The organism is Streptomyces tuirus, assembly GCF_014701095.1.
Classification (GTDB): Bacteria; Actinomycetota; Actinomycetes; order Streptomycetales; family Streptomycetaceae; genus Streptomyces; species Streptomyces tuirus.
Genome location: NZ_AP023439.1, coordinates 4,194,930 through 4,211,211 on the forward strand (window position 1 = coordinate 4,194,930; position 16,282 = coordinate 4,211,211).

Annotated in this window: 15 protein-coding genes; 7 read left to right on the top strand and 8 right to left on the bottom strand. The window is 70.8% G+C overall.

What is annotated here, in order from left to right:
• Positions 1-12: 12 nt before the first annotated feature.
• Positions 13-1,710 carry a threonine/serine exporter family protein gene (locus IGS69_RS19305; RefSeq protein WP_190901502.1) on the bottom strand — a complete coding sequence of 566 codons (1,698 nt, stop codon included), beginning with the start codon at positions 1,708-1,710 and terminating at the stop codon, positions 13-15.
• Between the two features lie 119 nt (positions 1,711-1,829).
• A complete protein-coding gene (locus tag IGS69_RS19310; RefSeq protein ID WP_003975424.1) occupies positions 1,830-2,321 on the bottom strand; it encodes an inorganic diphosphatase in 492 nt (163 codons plus the stop codon).
• 79 nt (positions 2,322-2,400) lie between these two features.
• On the opposite strand from IGS69_RS19310, the gene dacB reads away from it, so the two are divergent.
• From dacB to IGS69_RS19345, 7 genes are all read left to right on the top strand, one after another.
• Positions 2,401-3,978, top strand: a complete 1,578-nt coding sequence (gene dacB, locus IGS69_RS19315; RefSeq protein WP_190901504.1) for a D-alanyl-D-alanine carboxypeptidase/D-alanyl-D-alanine endopeptidase — start codon at positions 2,401-2,403, stop codon at positions 3,976-3,978.
• A gap of 94 nt (positions 3,979-4,072) precedes the next feature.
• A complete protein-coding gene (locus tag IGS69_RS19320; RefSeq protein ID WP_190901506.1) occupies positions 4,073-5,200 on the top strand; it encodes a zinc-dependent metalloprotease in 1,128 nt (375 codons plus the stop codon).
• A gap of 196 nt (positions 5,201-5,396) precedes the next feature.
• Positions 5,397-6,473, top strand: a complete 1,077-nt coding sequence (tilS, locus tag IGS69_RS19325; protein WP_190901516.1) for a tRNA lysidine(34) synthetase TilS — start codon at positions 5,397-5,399, stop codon at positions 6,471-6,473.
• 62 nt (positions 6,474-6,535) lie between these two features.
• Complete coding sequence (hpt, locus tag IGS69_RS19330) at positions 6,536-7,096, top strand: hypoxanthine phosphoribosyltransferase (protein WP_190904560.1); 561 nt, start codon at positions 6,536-6,538, stop codon at positions 7,094-7,096.
• Between the two features lie 187 nt (positions 7,097-7,283).
• The gene (ftsH, locus tag IGS69_RS19335) at positions 7,284-9,326 is read left to right on the top strand and encodes an ATP-dependent zinc metalloprotease FtsH (RefSeq protein ID WP_190901518.1); all 2,043 of its coding nucleotides are present in this window, start codon (positions 7,284-7,286) and stop codon (positions 9,324-9,326) included.
• Between the two features lie 126 nt (positions 9,327-9,452).
• On the top strand, positions 9,453-10,058 hold the full coding sequence (gene folE / locus IGS69_RS19340; protein ID WP_190901520.1) for a GTP cyclohydrolase I FolE: 606 nt from the start codon (positions 9,453-9,455) through the stop codon (positions 10,056-10,058).
• Positions 10,059-10,125: 67 nt separating this feature from the next.
• Positions 10,126-11,118: a hypothetical protein gene (locus tag IGS69_RS19345; protein ID WP_232543579.1), complete on the top strand. Its 993-nt coding sequence runs from the start codon at positions 10,126-10,128 to the stop codon at positions 11,116-11,118.
• Between the two features lie 11 nt (positions 11,119-11,129).
• Here IGS69_RS19345 and IGS69_RS19350 read toward each other — a convergent pair whose 3' ends face one another.
• From IGS69_RS19350 to IGS69_RS19375, 6 genes are all read right to left on the bottom strand, one after another.
• Positions 11,130-11,618, bottom strand: coding sequence for a DUF3180 domain-containing protein (locus IGS69_RS19350; RefSeq protein WP_190901522.1), 489 nt, complete (start codon positions 11,616-11,618; stop codon positions 11,130-11,132).
• Positions 11,619-11,677: 59 nt separating this feature from the next.
• The gene (gene folK, locus IGS69_RS19355; protein WP_190901524.1) at positions 11,678-12,289 is read right to left on the bottom strand and encodes a 2-amino-4-hydroxy-6-hydroxymethyldihydropteridine diphosphokinase; all 612 of its coding nucleotides are present in this window, start codon (positions 12,287-12,289) and stop codon (positions 11,678-11,680) included.
• On the bottom strand, positions 12,286-12,645 hold the full coding sequence (gene folB / locus IGS69_RS19360) for a dihydroneopterin aldolase (RefSeq protein WP_190901527.1): 360 nt from the start codon (positions 12,643-12,645) through the stop codon (positions 12,286-12,288). The genes folK and folB overlap by 4 nt, the downstream gene beginning before the upstream one ends.
• A 236-nt stretch (positions 12,646-12,881) precedes the next feature.
• A complete protein-coding gene (locus tag IGS69_RS19365; RefSeq protein ID WP_031106701.1) occupies positions 12,882-13,388 on the bottom strand; it encodes a nuclear transport factor 2 family protein in 507 nt (168 codons plus the stop codon).
• Positions 13,385-14,275, bottom strand: a complete 891-nt coding sequence (gene folP, locus IGS69_RS19370; RefSeq protein WP_190901529.1) for a dihydropteroate synthase — start codon at positions 14,273-14,275, stop codon at positions 13,385-13,387. Before folP ends, IGS69_RS19365 begins: the two co-directional genes overlap by 4 nt.
• A 73-nt stretch (positions 14,276-14,348) precedes the next feature.
• Positions 14,349-16,184: a phosphatidylglycerol lysyltransferase domain-containing protein gene (locus IGS69_RS19375; protein ID WP_190901531.1), complete on the bottom strand. Its 1,836-nt coding sequence runs from the start codon at positions 16,182-16,184 to the stop codon at positions 14,349-14,351.
• Between the last annotated feature and the right edge of the window lie 98 nt (positions 16,185-16,282).

Genomic DNA, 16,282 nt, shown 5'->3' on the forward strand with positions numbered 1-16,282 from the left:
AGGCACCCGGCGCTAGAAACCCCTGGTGCGCTTGGCGGCCCGCCGCTTCTCCGCGGACCCGATGCGCAGGAACATCCGGGAGATCTCCGACCCGAGGTTCACCCCGATGGCGATGGCCATGGCGAGCGCCACCGCCTTCGACAGCGACACCAGCCCCGCGTCCACCTCGTTCTGGGCGATCGCCAGCAGCCCGAAGTACGTCGCGGAACCGGGCAGCAGGGGCCCGATCGCCGCCGTCGTGTAGGGCAGGGCGGAGGCGAACCGGTACCGGGACAGCAACTGCCCGAACAGCCCCACCAGCCCCGCTGCCGCCGCCGTGGACGCCACCGGCGAGATGTCCCCCACGTAGTGCATCGCGCCGTAGACGACCCACGCGACCCCGCCGTTCAGCGTCACCCACATCACGGTGGACCGGTCCTGCTGGAGCAGCACCGCGAACGCCAGCGACAGCAGCATCGACGCCCCGATCATCATCACCGGGTCGTCGGAGGCGCCGAGCGCCTGGTCGGGATTGAGCCGCGCGCCCAGCTGCACGCCGAAGTACAGCACCACCAGCACACCCGCGACGATGCCGACGAAGAAGTACATGACCTCCAGCAGCCGCGCGGACGCGGTGATGTAGAAACCGGTCAGCCCGTCCTGCACCCCCGCCACCAGCGCCCGCCCCGGCAGCAGCGCGAACAGCCCACCGGTGATCACCGCGGACGCCTTCACATCCACATGGCCCAGCGTCAGCGCGACCCCGATCGCGGCCGGCGGCATCGCGGCCACCGTGAACTGGTAGAACTCCGGCAGCCCGCGCCCCGCGCACAGCCACGCCAGCCGGTCACCGAGCATCGCGCCCAGCGCCGCGGCGACGAACACGATCAGATCACCGCCCACCAGCACCGAGGCCGCACCGGCCAGCAGCCCGCTCGCCCCGGTCAGCGCCCAGCCGGGGTAGGGGTGCCGGTTACGGCGGATCTCCGCCAGCCGCCGGTAGGCCTCCTCCAGCGAGACCGCCGTCTCGGGGTCGCTGATGTCGTCCACCAGCTGGTACACGGCCGCCAGCCGCGTGTAGTCGGTGCCCCGCCGGCGCACCGTCCGCGACGCCGTGACCGGGTCGTCGACGAGGGACGGCTGGTAGGAGACCGCCAGCAGAGTGAAGGTGACGTTCGGCTCGCAGCGGTCGAGACCGTAGGACCGGCAGACGGCGAACATGGCCGCCTCCACGTCCTCGGCGCCCTCGCCGCCCGCCAGCAGCAGCTCCCCGATACGCAGCGTCAGGTCGAGCACACGCGGCACCGCGGGCCCCGACTCGTCGCCGTGCCGCTGGATCGTCTCCGGCGCCGGCCGCTCCGCCACCGGCATGCGCAGCATCGTGCGCATCCGGTCCTGCCAGGGCACGTCCTTGGTCAGACTGACCACGGGGACCCCGCTCGGCGGCGTGAAGGCCGTCGGGGCGTGCTTCGAGCTGTACGTGCTCGGCGGGGTGAACGCCGACCCCTCCTGCTCCGCCGCGGGCGCCGCCTGGACGTCCAGGCCCTGCGGCACCGCGAACTCGGACGTCGTCTCGGACTCCGCACCGGCCGCCTTGTGCACAGCCAGCCCGTCCGGGATCGCGAACTCCGACGTCGTCGACATGTCCCCGTCGACGCCGGTCCCGGCCGGAGGCAGAAACGCACTCCTCGCCTCGTCCGATGTCGGCTTGCGGTCCTCCGCGTCCGTCACTGCCTGGCGCTCCCTGTACGACACGTGGGCCTCGTACCCCCCACAGCCTCAGTATGCGCACAGACGGACGAACGGGCCGCACACGCAGGCGTGCGGCCCGTCAGCATCAGGAGAGGAGGTCAGTGACCGCCCTGGTCCTTGAAGCGCTTGTAGGACCGCTCGATCTCGGCCTCGGCCTCCGTGCGGCCCACCCAGTCGGCACCCTCGACCGACTTGCCGGGCTCCAGGTCCTTGTACACCTCGAAGAAGTGCTGGATCTCCAGGCGGTCGAACTCCGACACGTGGTGGATGTCCCGCAGGTGCTCCACACGCGGGTCCGTCGACGGCACGCACAGCAGCTTGTCGTCGCCGCCCGCCTCGTCCGTCATGCGGAACATGCCGATCGCGCGGCAGCGGATCAGACAGCCCGGGAACGTCGGCTCGTCGAGGATGACCAGCGCGTCCAGCGGGTCGCCGTCCTCGCCGAGGGTGTTCTCGACGAAGCCGTAGTCGGTCGGGTAGGCGGTCGAGGTGAAGAGTCGCCGGTCCAGGCGGATACGACCGGTCTCGTGGTCCACCTCGTACTTGTTGCGCGAACCCTTCGGAATCTCGATCGTGACGTCGAACTCCACCGGTGGCTCCTCCATGATCAACACATAGTTCTGGTGGTTAAGTGTCCCTCACGCAGGTGTGTGATCGCGAAAGGGGCTGGTGGTCGTGCCAGAGCTGAGGCCTTGGCGGGCCGCGAAACCGCACGTGGTGCGCCTCGCGGATGCCGTACGACCACGCCTGGCCCGGGTCGCGGCAGCCACGAAACCACAGGTCGCGCGGCTCACCCGAGCCGGGAAACCGCAGGTCGCGCTGCCCAAGACCTGGCAGTACACCGCGGGTGCCGCCACCGCCGGACTCGCACTCGCCGCCGGTGTGGTGACCGCCGCCGGTCCCTGGGACTCCTCCGGTCAGCGTACGGCCGAGCGCGACCGGGCAGTGGCCCTGGGCCGCGCGGGTGGCACAGATCACGGCAGCGCCCCCGGCGCCCCCGGCCGCCCCCGGCCCGCCCCCAGCGCCGGACCCGTGCTGACCGGCCTCGGCGGCGTCAGCACCGTGAAGTCCGCCCCGGACGGCAAGGCCCTCGCCGGCGCCCTCGACCCGCTGCTGAAGGACCCCGCCCTCGGCTCCCGGCCCGCCGCGTCCGTCATCGACATGACCACCGGCAGGCGCCTGTACGGCTCCGGCAACGGCACCGGACTCACCCCCGCCTCCACCACCAAGGTCGCCACGGCCGTCGCCGCCCTGTCCGCCCTGGGCACCGACCACCGCCTCACCACCCGCGCCGCCCTCGAACCCGACACCAGGGAAGTCGTCCTGGTCGGCGGCGGCGACCCCACCCTCACGGCCCGCGAGAAGGCCCAGGGCTCCGCGAGCCTGCGCACCCTCGCCGCCGGCACGGCCGCGGCCCTCGCCGACCAGGGCGTCCGCGAGGTCACCCTCTCCTACGACACGACCCTCTGGGCGGGCGACGAGAACCACCCGATCGGAGTCGACGGCAACCTCGCCCGCGTCACCCCCCTGATGGCCGACGAGGGCCGCACCAACGACTCCACGAGCGGCCCCGCCGAACGCGTGCCGGACCCGGCGGCCGACGCCGCCCGCCGCTTCGGGGACTTCCTGAAGTCCCACGGCATCAAGACCACCGCCCCCGGTCCCTCCAAGGCCACCACCCGCGCCACGACCCTCGCGACGGTCTCCTCGCCCCCGCTCTCCGCCCTCGTCGAGCGCATGCTGACCAACAGCGACAACGACATCGCCGAAGCCCTCGCCCGCCAGACGGCGATCGCCACCGGCGACCGCGCCGACTTCGCCGGCGCCGGCAAGGCCATCGGCGCCCAGCTGCGTGAACTCGGCCTCCCCGTCAAGGGCGCCGCCTTCAAGGACGGCAGCGGCCTCAACCGCGCCGACCGGCTCACCCCCGACCTCCTCACCGCCCTGCTCGCCAAGGCCGCCGACCCCGCCCACCCCGAACTCCGCCCGGCCCTCACCGGCCTGCCCGTCGCCGGCTTCACCGGCACCCTCAGCAGCCGCTACACGGACGGAGCATCCGGCGTCGTCCGCGCCAAGACCGGCACCCTCTCCGGCGTCCACACCCTCGCGGGCACCCTCGTCGACCAGGACGGCCGCCTGCTCGCCTTCGCCTTCATGGCCAACGGCACCGACCGCATCCTCCCCACCACGACCCAGAAGGCCCTGGACCGGATCGCCACCACCCTGGCGGCATGCGGCTGCCGGTGACGGACCCGCCCACCCGCCCGCCCGAACCGGCCGGAGCCGGCCCCCCGCCCTCGCCGCCCTGCCCCGGCGGCGAGCGCTCACGTACGGTTGACGCATGACGAGCATCGGTGGTGCTTCAACCGGCATGGTCGACTGGAACCTCGCGGTCGCGACCGCGACCCGGCTCGTACGGCCGGGCCCCGAGGTCAGTCGCGACGAGGCCCGCGCCGTCGTCGCGGAGCTGCGCCGGCATGCCAAGGCCTCGGAGGAACACGTCCGCGGATTCACCCGCCTGGGCACCGAGGAGGGCCACGACACCCCCGTCCTGGTCATCGACCGCCCCGGCTGGATCCGGGCGAACGTCGCCGGGTTCCGGGAACTCCTCCGGCCCCTCCTCGACAAGATGCAGGAACGGCGCGGCAACACCCCGGGCGGCTCGGTCATGAGCGCCGTCGGCGGCAAGGTCACCGGCGTCGAACTGGGCATGCTGCTCTCCTTCCTGTCCTCCCGCGTCCTCGGCCAGTACGAGACCTTCGCCCCCGCCACCCGCGAACTCCCCAGCGGCGGCAACGGCGGCGGCCGGCTCCTGCTCGTCGCCCCGAACATCGTCCATGTCGAGCGCGAACTCGACGTCGACCCCCACGACTTCAGGCTCTGGGTATGCCTGCACGAGGAGACCCACCGCACCCAGTTCACCGCCGTGCCCTGGCTGCGCGACCACCTTGAGGGTGAAATCCAGTCGTTCCTGCAAGAGACCGACGTCGACCCCATGACCGTCCTCGAACGCGTCCGGGAAGCCGCCCAGACCCTCGCCGGAGGCCGCCCCGAGGCCGAGGAGGACGACGGCGGCCGCTCCCTCGTCGAGATCGTCCAGACCCCCGCCCAACGCGAGATCCTCGGCCGCCTCACGGCCGTCATGTCCCTGCTGGAAGGCCACGCCGACTTCGTCATGGACGGCGTCGGCCCGTCCGTCGTGCCCTCCGTCGGCGAGATCCGCGAGAAGTTCCAGCAGCGCCGCGCCAAGGGCGCCTCCCGCCTCGACCTCGCCCTGCGCAAACTCCTCGGCCTGGACGCCAAACTCCGCCAGTACCGGGACGGCGAACGCTTCGTCCGGGCCGTCGTCGACGAGGCCGGCATGGACGGCTTCAACCGCGTGTGGACCTCGCCCAACACCCTCCCCACCAAGGCGGAGATCGCCAAACCGGCGGACTGGGTCGCACGGGTGCACCGCAGGGCCGAGTAGTGAACATCGCGGGAAGGTCGTGAAAGGAAACCGGCCCACGGCAGGCGAACGCCCCTCCAATCACCCGTCCGAGGGACCGTGAGGCAGGGGTAGGCGTGCAATGCTCGGGGAACGGCCCGGTTCTGTCACCATCTACACACTCTGCGTGACCGACACGCGGGCTCACCCCCCGAAAACTTCATGAAGGGAACCGGACATGGGTCCCCATCCTGCGGTCGCGGCGATACGCCTGGCGGTCCGCCGCGTCCTCCACGACCTCCTCACCGAACACCACCGCACCCCCGCCGCGGTGACGCACGCCCCCACGCACGAGCCTCCCCCAAGCTCCCGGCTGCGCCCGAGCAGGGAGGTACCCCCACCCCCGCCGCTCGTGCTCGTGGCATGCTCCGGCGGCGCCGACTCCATGGCCCTCGCCTCCGCCCTCGCCTTCGAATCCCGCAAACTCGGCATCAGAGCCGGCGGCATCACCGTCGACCACGGCCTCCAGTCCGGCTCCGACGCCCGCGCCGCGGAAGTCGTCCAGCGCCTGCGCGAACTCGGCCTCGACCCCGTCGACTCCGTCGCCGTCACCGTCGGCCGCACCGGCGGCCCGGAAGCCGCCGCCCGCGACGCCCGCTACGCCGCACTCGACACCGCGGCCGAACGCCACGGCGCCGCCGCCGTCCTGCTCGGCCACACCCGCGACGACCAGGCCGAAACCGTGCTGCTCGGCCTCGCCCGCGGCTCCGGCATCCGCTCCCTGTCCGGCATGGCCGCGGTCTCGGGGGCCGGCGGCCGCTACCGGCGCCCCTTCCTGGAACTCGACCGGCAGACCGCCCGCAAGGCCTGCATGGTCCAGTCCCTGCCCGTCTGGGACGACCCCCACAACGCCGACCCGGCCTACACCCGCTCCCGGCTGCGCCACGAAGGCCTGCCCGCCCTGGAGAAGGCCCTCGGCAAAGGCGTCGTCGAAGCCCTCGCCCGCACCGCCCAGCTCTCCCGCGACGACGCCGACGCCCTCGACTCCTGGGCGGGCCAGGCCGAGGCCACCGTCCGCGACGCCGCCGGACTCCTGGAATGCGCCAAGCTCTACGCCCTGCCGCCCGCCGTACGCCGCCGCATCCTGCGCCGCGCCGCCATCGCGGCCGGCGCACCCGCCGGATCACTCTTCGCCCGCCACATCGAGGAAGTCGACCGGCTGATCACCGGCTGGCGCGGTCAGGGAGCCATCAACCTCCCCGGCAAAGTCGTGGCCCGGCGGCAGGGTGGCAGACTGGTGATTCGGCAAGGCTGAACCACGACCCCTCCCCGCAGCCTGGCGGAGGGGCCGATCGGCCGGTGGGACGACCGAAAGTGATGCGGGTGGACGCGAAAGACATGGGTGCCGACCTCGAGAAGGTACTCATCACCAAGGAAGAGATCGACGCCAAGCTCGCCGATCTGGCAGCGAAGATCGACGCGGAGTACGCGGGCAAGGACCTGCTCATCGTCGGAGTCCTCAAGGGCGCGGTGATGGTCATGGCCGACCTCGCCAGGGCGCTGTCCACCCCCGTCACCATGGACTGGATGGCCGTATCCTCGTACGGGGCGGGCACCCAGTCCTCCGGTGTGGTGCGGATCCTCAAGGACCTCGACACCGACATCAAGGGCAGGCACGTCCTGATCGTCGAAGACATCATCGACTCCGGCCTGACCCTGTCCTGGCTGCTCTCCAACCTCGGCTCGCGCGAGCCCGCATCCCTCAAGGTGTGCACCCTGCTGCGCAAGCCCGAGGCCGCGAAGGTCGCCATCGACGTGGAATGGGTCGGCTTCGACATCCCCAACGAATTCGTCGTGGGCTACGGCCTCGACTACGCCGAGAAGTACCGCAACCTCCCGTTCGTCGGTACGCTCGCGCCCCACGTGTACGGCGGCTGAAACCCCCGGCCGCAGTGCCGTCACGGTGATCGGGAACCCCAGCGGGCCTCCCGCCGTTGGAGCAGGCGTAGGCGGATCGCCAGCCGTCCCACGCGGCTTCAGGTGACAATGCTGGGGTACCGTCCGAAGAACAGTCTTTATCAAACTCACTATGGCAGGAGGGACGGGGCGGCACCGCTCCGTATGGATGGACGTGAAGCGATACTTCCGTGGGCCGGTCATGTGGATCGTGCTGGCCGTCCTTGCCGTGGTCGTGTTGATGCAGGTCGTCGGCTCGTCCGGCGGCTACAAGACGGTGGACACCGGCCAGGTCGTCCAGGCGATCAACCAGAACAAGATCGAGTCGGCCAAGCTGACCACCGGTGACGAGCAGACCATCAAGGCCACGCTCAAAGACGGTGTGAAGGTCGAGGGCAGCTCGAAGATCCAGGCGAGCTACATCGGCGACCAGGGCGTCGACATCGCCAACACGCTGCAGAACAAGTACCAGGACAAGCAGATCCCGGACGGCTACACCGTTTCGCCGTCCAAGCAGAACCCGTTCGTCGGCATCCTGCTCTCCCTGCTGCCCTTCGTGCTGATCGTGGTCGTGTTCCTGTTCCTGATGAATCAGATGCAGGGCGGCGGCTCCCGCGTCATGAACTTCGGGAAGTCCAAGGCCAAGCTCATCACCAAGGACACCCCCAAGACCACCTTCTCCGACGTCGCCGGATCCGACGAGGCCGTCGAGGAGCTCCACGAGATCAAGGAGTTCCTCCAGGAGCCGGCCAAGTTCCAGGCCGTCGGCGCCAAGATCCCCAAGGGCGTCCTGCTCTACGGGCCTCCCGGCACCGGCAAGACCCTGCTCGCGCGCGCCGTCGCGGGCGAGGCGGGCGTCCCCTTCTACTCGATCTCCGGTTCCGACTTCGTCGAGATGTTCGTCGGTGTCGGTGCCTCCCGAGTCCGTGACCTGTTCGAGCAGGCCAAGGCGAACGCCCCGGCGATCGTCTTCGTCGACGAGATCGACGCGGTCGGCCGCCACCGCGGCGCCGGCCTCGGCGGCGGTCACGACGAGCGCGAGCAGACCCTCAACCAGCTCCTCGTCGAGATGGACGGCTTCGACGTCAAGGGCGGCGTGATCCTCATCGCCGCGACGAACCGGCCCGACATCCTCGACCCGGCGCTGCTGCGCCCCGGCCGTTTCGACCGGCAGATCGCCGTCGACCGCCCGGACATGCAGGGCCGTCTGGAGATCCTCAAGGTTCACCAGAAGGGCAAGCCGGTCGCGCCCGACGTCGACCTGTCGGCCATGGCCCGCCGTACGCCCGGCATGACGGGTGCCGATCTGGCCAACGTCCTGAACGAGGCCGCTCTGCTGACGGCCCGCAGCGACAAGAAGCTGATCGACAACCACATGCTGGACGAGGCGATCGACCGTGTGGTCGCCGGCCCGCAGAAGCGGACCCGGATCATGTCGGACAAGGAGAAGAAGATCACCGCCTACCACGAGGGCGGACACGCCCTGGTCGCGGCGGCCTCCCCGAACTCCGACCCCGTCCACAAGATCACGATCCTGTCGAGAGGCCGCGCCCTCGGCTACACGATGGTGCTGCCGGACGAGGACAAGTACTCGACCACGCGCAACGAGATGCTGGACCAGCTGGCCTACATGCTGGGCGGCCGCGCGGCCGAGGAGCTCGTCTTCCACGACCCGACCACGGGTGCCGCCAACGACATCGAGAAGGCCACGGGCCTGGCCCGCGCGATGGTCACGCAGTACGGCATGACCGAGCGTCTCGGCGCGATCAAGTTCGGCGGCGACAACACCGAGCCCTTCCTCGGCCGTGAGATGTCTCACCAGCGCGACTACTCGGAAGAGGTCGCCGCGCTCGTGGACGAAGAGGTCAAGAAGCTCATCGAGACCGCGCACAACGAGGCCTGGGAGATCCTGGTCGAGAACCGCGACGTCCTCGACAACCTCGTGCTGCAGCTGCTGGAGAAGGAGACGCTGGGCAAGGAGCAGATCGCCGAGATCTTCGCCCCCATCGTCAAGCGCCCGCCCAGGCCCGCCTGGACCGGCTCCTCCCGCCGCACGCCGTCCACCCGTCCGCCGGTCCTCTCCCCCAAGGAGCTGGCCCTGACGAACGGCGCGAACGGCGCGACACCGGCCATCTCCACCGCCAAGAGCACCGCGGCGGACCCCGCCCCGGCGGCGCCCGAGCGGACCCCGGAGGACCGCCCCGAGAGCTGACCGAGCTCTCCCGGCGGCCCACCGCCCCGGAATGGATGCCGCGCCCCCCAGGTTTTAGCCTGGGGGGCGCGGCTTTTCGCCATTTCAGCAGGCCGCACCGTGAAGGACACAGGAACGAGGCATCAGATGACCGACCCCGTGACGCTGGACGGCGCCGGCCATATCGGCGAGTTCGACGAGAAGCGCGCCGAGAACGCCGTACGCGAACTCCTGATAGCGGTCGGCGAGGACCCGGACCGCGAGGGCCTCCGGGAGACGCCGGCGCGGGTGGCTCGGGCGTATCGGGAGTTGCTCGCAGGGCTGCGGCAGGAGCCCGAGGATGTTCTGACGACGACGTTCGACCTGGGGCACGACGAGATGGTCCTGGTCAAGGACATCGAGATCGTGAGCCTCTGTGAACATCACTTGCTGCCGTTCCACGGTGTGGCGCATGTGGGTTACATCCCGGCCGAGACCGGCAAGATCACCGGTCTGTCGAAGCTTGCCCGTCTCGTCGAGGTGTTCGCTCGGCGGCCGCAGGTGCAGGAACGACTCACCACGCAGATCGCCGACTCGCTGATGAAGATCCTCGAGGCGCGGGGCGCCATCGTCGTGATCGAGGCGGAGCACATGTGCATGTCCGTGCGCGGCATTCGCAAGCCGGGGGCCAAGACCACGACATCGGCGGTCCGTGGTCAGCTTCGGGATGCAACGACCCGGTCCGAGGCGATGAGCCTGATACTGGCGCGCTGACCCGATTGTCAGTGGTGCCCGATACCGTCCCTGATCAATGAGGTAATCGCTGATCAGGGGGGTCGCGGTGGAATGTGGGCTGCCGAGCAAGCAGCTGGTGAGCGTGGTCGGCGGGGGGCGTCAGGCCCGGAACGTCGAGGTGGGATCGAAACTGTGGAGCCTGGACGGCACGCGAACCGTTCAGACGACCGTCGTCGGAATCTCGGCCGTGAAGGCGCGTGAGGTCGTTGACGTGGTCACCGACCGTGTCACCTTCACCGTCGCCCCGCAGCAGGAGCTGCACACGGCCGAGGGCTGGGTTCCCGCAGTTCACGCCGCGGGCACCATGATCGCCTGGACACCCGCCCGGAAGTTGTGCCGTGTGCGACCGGCGATCGTGGCCGGGTACGAGTTCGGCTATTTCATCGGGGCCACGTGTGCTGACGGCACAGTCGGCAAGAACTACGTGTCTCTCGTCGTCAATGACGAGTCCTTCGCCATGCGGTACGCGGAGTGTCTCACCGAGGCCACCGGGCTGGCCGCGCGCCTCGAACCGGTGACGCGGCCCTCCGGGTTTCTCGGGCGGGACGTCCCGGGTTTCCGTGTACGAGTGGTGTCGTCGTATCTCTCTGACGCTCTGCGGCAGTACGTGGGGGGCGACGCTCATCACATGCGGCAGAGGTTCCCGCGAGTGGTTCTTCGCGACCTCTGCACCTTCGAGGGCTTTCTGGACGGTTACGTCGAAGGAGACGGCTTCCGTCACAAGAAGTGGGACGGGCGCACAGTGGTCAGTGCCAACGTGCCCTTCTTGCAGGAGCTGGCCCTGATCATCGGAGCGAGGTTCACACCCAGGCCGAAGGGGACCGCCTCCGCGCTCGTCATCGCAGACCGATGGCCGGCTCGCGGAACCTTCACAGCCGAATGGCACCCGCTGGAGCCCGTCGAATCCACATGGGTCGAGGTTCGCGACGCCCGGTTACGCCGAGCCGCCGGCACGAAACCCTTCACCCTCTACAGCTACCGCCTCGATCCCCACCCCGGCTTCCTGGTCAACGGGCATCTCGCCCGGCAGGTCTGGTGAGCCCGGGTGCGTCAGACCGTCGGGGCGACCCCCGTGCCGTCGTTTTCGTCGTCTTCGGGGAGTTTGCAGACGCGTTCCAGGAAGATCGCTGCCGCTATGACGCCGATGCCCGCGACGACGGAGAGGCCGGCGTAGATGGCCTGGTCGCGGCGGGCGGGGATGTCGAGGGATTCCAGGAGGAAGACGCCGGTGCCGCCGTACATGCCGGCGACCAGGGCGGCGACCAGGGCGCTGGCGTGGCCGAAGACGACCGCGCGGGCCGCCATGAGGGGGTCGACGCCCTTGGCCTCGGGGTGGCGCTCGCGCTGGGCCTTGAGGCGGGCGCGGATCGAGAGGGCCGTGGCCAGCAGGACCACGGCGATCACGGCGAGGACGATGGGGGCGGCCAGGGGGACGCTGGGGAGCGTTCCGACCGAGTTCCACAGGCGGGCGCCCGCCCAGGACAGGAGGGCGGACACGACGAAGACGCCGGCCAGCACCCTGATACGCAGCTCTCTCACGGTGTCCCTTCGGTTCCCCCGGTTCGCGGCCCGGTTCGCGGCCGTCTTGACCTTAACGGCTACTCGGGCAGCCGGAGTTCCAGGTCCTGGCGGGGCGCCACGCCGTCGCGGGTGACGGTGTCCAGGAGGCCGGCGACGGGTCCGCGGCCGGGCAGTTGCGCCTCGGGGTCGAGGTCGTGCCAGGGGGCCAGGACGAAGGCGCGTTCGTGGGCGCGGGGGTGGGGGAGGGTGAGCTGCGGGTCGTCGGAGACGACGTCGGCGTAGGAGACGATGTCGACGTCGAGGGTGCGTGGGCCCCAGTGTTCGTCCCGGACGCGGTGGAAGGCTTCCTCGACCGCGTGGGCGCGCTCGAGGAGCGAGGACGGCGGGAGGGTGGTCTTGAGGACCACGACGGCGTTGAAGTAGGCGGGCTGGCTGCCGGGGTCGACGCCCCAGGGCTCGGTCTCGTAGACGGGGGAGACGCCCTTGATGCGCAGGCCGGGCGTGTCGCCGAGGGCGTCGACGGCTCCCTGGAGGGTCTCCAGGCGGTTGCCGAGGTTGGAGCCGAGGGCGATCACGGCCCATTTGGGGTTGGACAGGGTGGTGTCGGCGGCGTCGACCTTCTCGACGACGGAGGCGGGTACCGGCTGTGAGGTCGGGTCGCTGGGACCCTTGATGAAGGGCGCGGTCATGCTCGGCTCCGGGTGATGGTGACGGTCACGTCGTCGAAGGGGACGGTGATCGGGGCGTCCGGTTTGTGGACGCAGACCTCGACCTCCTGTACTCCCTCGTGCTTCAGACAGACCTGGGCGATGCGCTCGGCGAGCGTCTCGATGAGGTCGACGGGCTCGCCCTGGACGACGGCCACGACCTCCTCCGCCACGATGCCGTAGTGCACGGTCTTCGCCAGGTCGTCGTCGGCCGCGGCCGGTCGGGTGTCGAGGCCGAGGACGATGTCCACGATGAAGGTCTGGCCCTCTTCGCGTTCCCTGGGGAACACGCCGTGGTGCCCGCGGGCCTTCAGGCCGCGCAGCGCGACACGATCCACGCGAATCACTCCTGCAATCGTCGGTCAGGGCCGGTCGGTGCCGTGTGCGGTCGGCACACCGGCCTCGGTCGAATCTACCTGCGCGCACGGGCGGGGCCGGGCCACGGGGTGGGGGCTGTGGCCGGGCCCGGCAGGATTCATCCGGCGTTTCCCCTGGGGAATCCGCCGGTGCACAGGTTGGTAGCCGCCCCTACCCGGGCGTCCGTGATTCCAACCACTTCCTGTCGCCTACCCACTCAGGCGGGGGTGTCGTCCTGTTCGTCCTCGTCGGTTTCGGCGAGGACGGGGGAAGCGTGGTGCGACCAGAGTTTCCACCCCTGGGGCGTGCGCCGGAACACATTGGTGGCGACCACGAGCTGCCCGACGAGCGGGCCGAGCTCCTCGCCGGCTCCTTCGGGGGCGGGGCCGCCGCTGAGGATGTTCTCGGTGCAGTTGACCAGGGCGGTGTCGCCGGTGACGGAGACGTGCACGTCGGTCAGGAAGAACTGGATGTAGTCGGTGTTCGCCATGATCAGCGCGTAGGACCGGAGGACTTCGCCGCGGCCGGTGAGGACGGGCCAGCCGGGGTGGACGCAGGAGACCACGCCGGTGTCGGCCGGGTCGTGGTACGACTCGTCGACGCCCAGGTCGGCGGGGGTCAGCCAGAGCGACGCCAGTTCCTCGAAGTCGCCCTGTTCCAGTGCCTCGTAGAAGGCGGTGTTGGCGGCCTCGACCTGTTCGACGTCGGTGTGCGGGGCGCTCACCGGGCTCCTTCTGCGCCGGTGCCCGTGCCGCGCGCTGCCGCGATGGCGCGGGCGACCCGGACGGCGTCGGCGGTGGCGCGTACCTCGTGGACGCGGACCGCCCAGGCGCCGGCGTGTGCGGCGAGTGCGGAGACGGCGGCGGTGGCGGCGTCACGTTCGCGTGCGGGGGGTGGGGGGCCGTCGGGGCCGGCGAGGACCCGGCCGAGGAAGCGCTTGCGGCTGGCGGCGACGAGCAGCGGGTGGCCGAGGGCGAGGAGCCGGTCGAGGCCGGCGAGGAGGGCGAGGTCGTGTCCGGCGTTCTTGGAGAAGCCGAGGCCGGGGTCGACGACGATGCGCTCGGGGGCGATGCCGCCCGCCAGGACGGCCTCCACGCGCGCGTGCAGCTCGTCGACGACTTCCGTGACGACGTCGGTGTACTCGCCCCGGACGTTGCCGCCCTGGAGGAAGCCGCGCCAGTGCATGACGACGAAGGGGGCGCCGGTGTCGGCGACGGCCGGGATCATGCGGGGGTCGGCGAGGCCGCCGCTGACGTCGTTGACGAGGGCGGCACCGGCCGCGAGGGCCCGTTCGGCGACGGAGGCGCGCATGGTGTCGACGGAGACGGTGACGCCCTCGGAGGCCAGGCCGCGGACGACGGGGACGACGCGGCGCAGTTCCTCGTCCTCGTCGACGCGGGTGGCGCCGGGGCGGGTGGATTCGCCGCCCACGTCGACGAGGTCGGCGCCTTCGGTGACCAGGTCGAGGCCGCGTTTGACGGCGGCGGTGGTGTCGAAGAAGCGGCCGCCGTCGGAGAAGGAGTCGGGGGTGACGTTCACGACTCCCATGACCGCGCAGCGGTCCCATTCCGGTAGGCCCGCCACGCGCCCGCGTCCGCTCTGGTTGCTCATATGTTCAGCGTAGGCCCCGGTGGGGGCCGTCAGGCGTTGCGGCCCGTGCGGCGGCCCCTGTGCGACGGCGTGATCATGCCGCTCGGACGTTCGGTTCGGCTCTGGTGGTGTGGGCGCAGGGGCGGGGGGTGGTGGGGCGTCGGCGGCGCAGGAGGCGCGGCAGGGGCAGGGCGAGGGTGACGAAGCCCTCGGCCTGCATGGCGGCGAAGCCGATGCGGGGCAGGTCGGCGGAGGCGCGGTAGACGACGAAGCGGGGTTCCCAGCGTGGCCGGAACTTGGCGTTGAACTTGTAGAGGGACTCGATCTGGAACCAGCGGGAGAGGAAGACGAGCAGTCCGCGCCAGGCGCGCAGCACGGGTCCGGCTCCGATTTTCTCGCCGCGGGCGAGGGCCGCGCGGAACATGGCGAAGTTGAGGGAGACGCGTGCGATGCCCAGTCTGGGGGCGGCCTGGAGGGAGGCCACGATGAGCAGTTCGTTCATGCCGGGGTCGGCCGTGCGGTCGCGGCGCATCAGGTCCAGGGAGACGCCGTCGGTGCCCCAGGGCACGAAGTGCAGGATCGCCTTGAGGTCGCCGTGGGGGCCGGGGTGTTCTTCCTGTTTGTGGGCGGTGGCGATGAGGCAGTCGCCGTCGGCGGGGTCGCCGACGCGGCCGAGGGCCATGGAGAAGCCGCGTTCGGTGTCGGTGCCGCGCCAGTCGTCGGCGGCCCGGCGGATGCGGTCCAGTTCGGCTTCGCCGAGGTCACGGACTCGTCGTACCCGGGTTTCGTAACCGGCGCGCTCGATGCGCTTGACCATCTGGCGCACGTTGCGCATCGCGCGGCCGGCGAGGGAGAAATCCGCGACGTCCACCACCGCCTCGTCGCCCAGTTCGAGGGCGTCGAGCCCGGTTTCGCGGGTCCACACCTCGCCGCCGGTCTCGGAGCAGCCCATGACGGCGGGGGTCCAGGAGTGGGCCTTGGCCTCGTCCATGAAGCGTTCGATGGCGCCGGGCCAGGCCTCGACGTCGCCGATGGGGTCGCCGCTGGCGAGCATCACGCCGGAGACGACGCGGTAGGTCACGGCCGCTTTGCCGCTGGGGGAGAAGACGACGGCCTTGTCGCGGCGCAGGGCGAAGTGGCCGAGGGAGTCGCGGCGTCCGTGCTGGTCCAGCAGGGCGCGCAGCCGGGTCTCGTCCTCCTCGGTGAGCTGTGCGGCGGGGTGTTCGGGGCGGAAGGCCAGGTAGACGGTGGTGACGGCGGTGAGCAGGCCGAGGGCGCCGAGGGAGAAGGCGACGGTCCAGGAGGTGTCGCCCTGGTAGTCGACGGGGCCTTCGAAGCCGAAGAGGCCGTAGATGACGTGGGTGATGCGGTCGGCGAGGCTGGGGTCGCCGATGATGTGCTCGCCCTGGACGCTGACGACGATCAGGCCGAGCAGGAGTGAACCGGCGCTCATGAGGACGAAGTTGGCGAGGGCCCGCCAGCGGCTGCGTGGGTCGGGCAGGGCGTTGAACTGGTCGCGGTGGCGCAGCAGGGGTGCCAGCAGGGCGAGGGAGATCAGCGTGCCGACGAGCGAGTGCCGGTAGGTGAACTGGGCGACGGCGCCGGCGGGCAGGAGTGCCACCGCCGCTCGCCAGGCCCGGCGCTTGCCGCGTTTGAGGCCGTGGGCGAGGAGGAGCAGCAGCACGCCGGTGCTGAGGGACAGGGCGGCCGCGAAGGGGCCGAGTGCGCCGGGCAGGACCTCGGCGATGGCGTGCATCCTGCTGTGCCGGAAGCGGGGGAAGACGCCTGCGGCGATGTCCAGGACGCCCACCAGGGCGCAGGCTCTGCCGACGAGGACGGGGACGGCCTCGGGGCGTGGCCCGCGCAGTATCCGGCTCGTCCGGCCCGGACGGGCCGTGCCGCTGCCGCGACGCGGAACCTCGCCCGACATTTCCTCATCTGTCCTGACAGACATCGCATCCCGTAGTTGTGCGAGAGACCTTGGATCCGGTGCCGATTCGGGCATCCGGCGACATTGCGCCCTCTAGG

Bases quoted from the DNA above. Each gene is read 5' to 3' on its own strand.
- IGS69_RS19320 (WP_190901506.1), top strand. From the start codon at position 4,073: ATGACGAGCATCGGTGGTGCTTCAACCGGCATGGTCGACTGGAACCTC.
- tilS (WP_190901516.1), top strand. From the start codon at position 5,397: ATGGGTCCCCATCCTGCGGTCGCGGCGATACGCCTGGCGGTCCGCCGC.
- hpt (WP_190904560.1), top strand. From the start codon at position 6,536: ATGCGGGTGGACGCGAAAGACATGGGTGCCGACCTCGAGAAGGTACTC.
- ftsH (WP_190901518.1), top strand. From the start codon at position 7,284: ATGGACGTGAAGCGATACTTCCGTGGGCCGGTCATGTGGATCGTGCTG.
- folE (WP_190901520.1), top strand. From the start codon at position 9,453: ATGACCGACCCCGTGACGCTGGACGGCGCCGGCCATATCGGCGAGTTC.
- folK (WP_190901524.1), bottom strand. From the start codon at position 12,289: ATGACCGCGCCCTTCATCAAGGGTCCCAGCGACCCGACCTCACAGCCG.
- folP (WP_190901529.1), bottom strand. From the start codon at position 14,275: ATGAGCAACCAGAGCGGACGCGGGCGCGTGGCGGGCCTACCGGAATGG.
- IGS69_RS19375 (WP_190901531.1), bottom strand. From the start codon at position 16,184: ATGTCGGGCGAGGTTCCGCGTCGCGGCAGCGGCACGGCCCGTCCGGGC.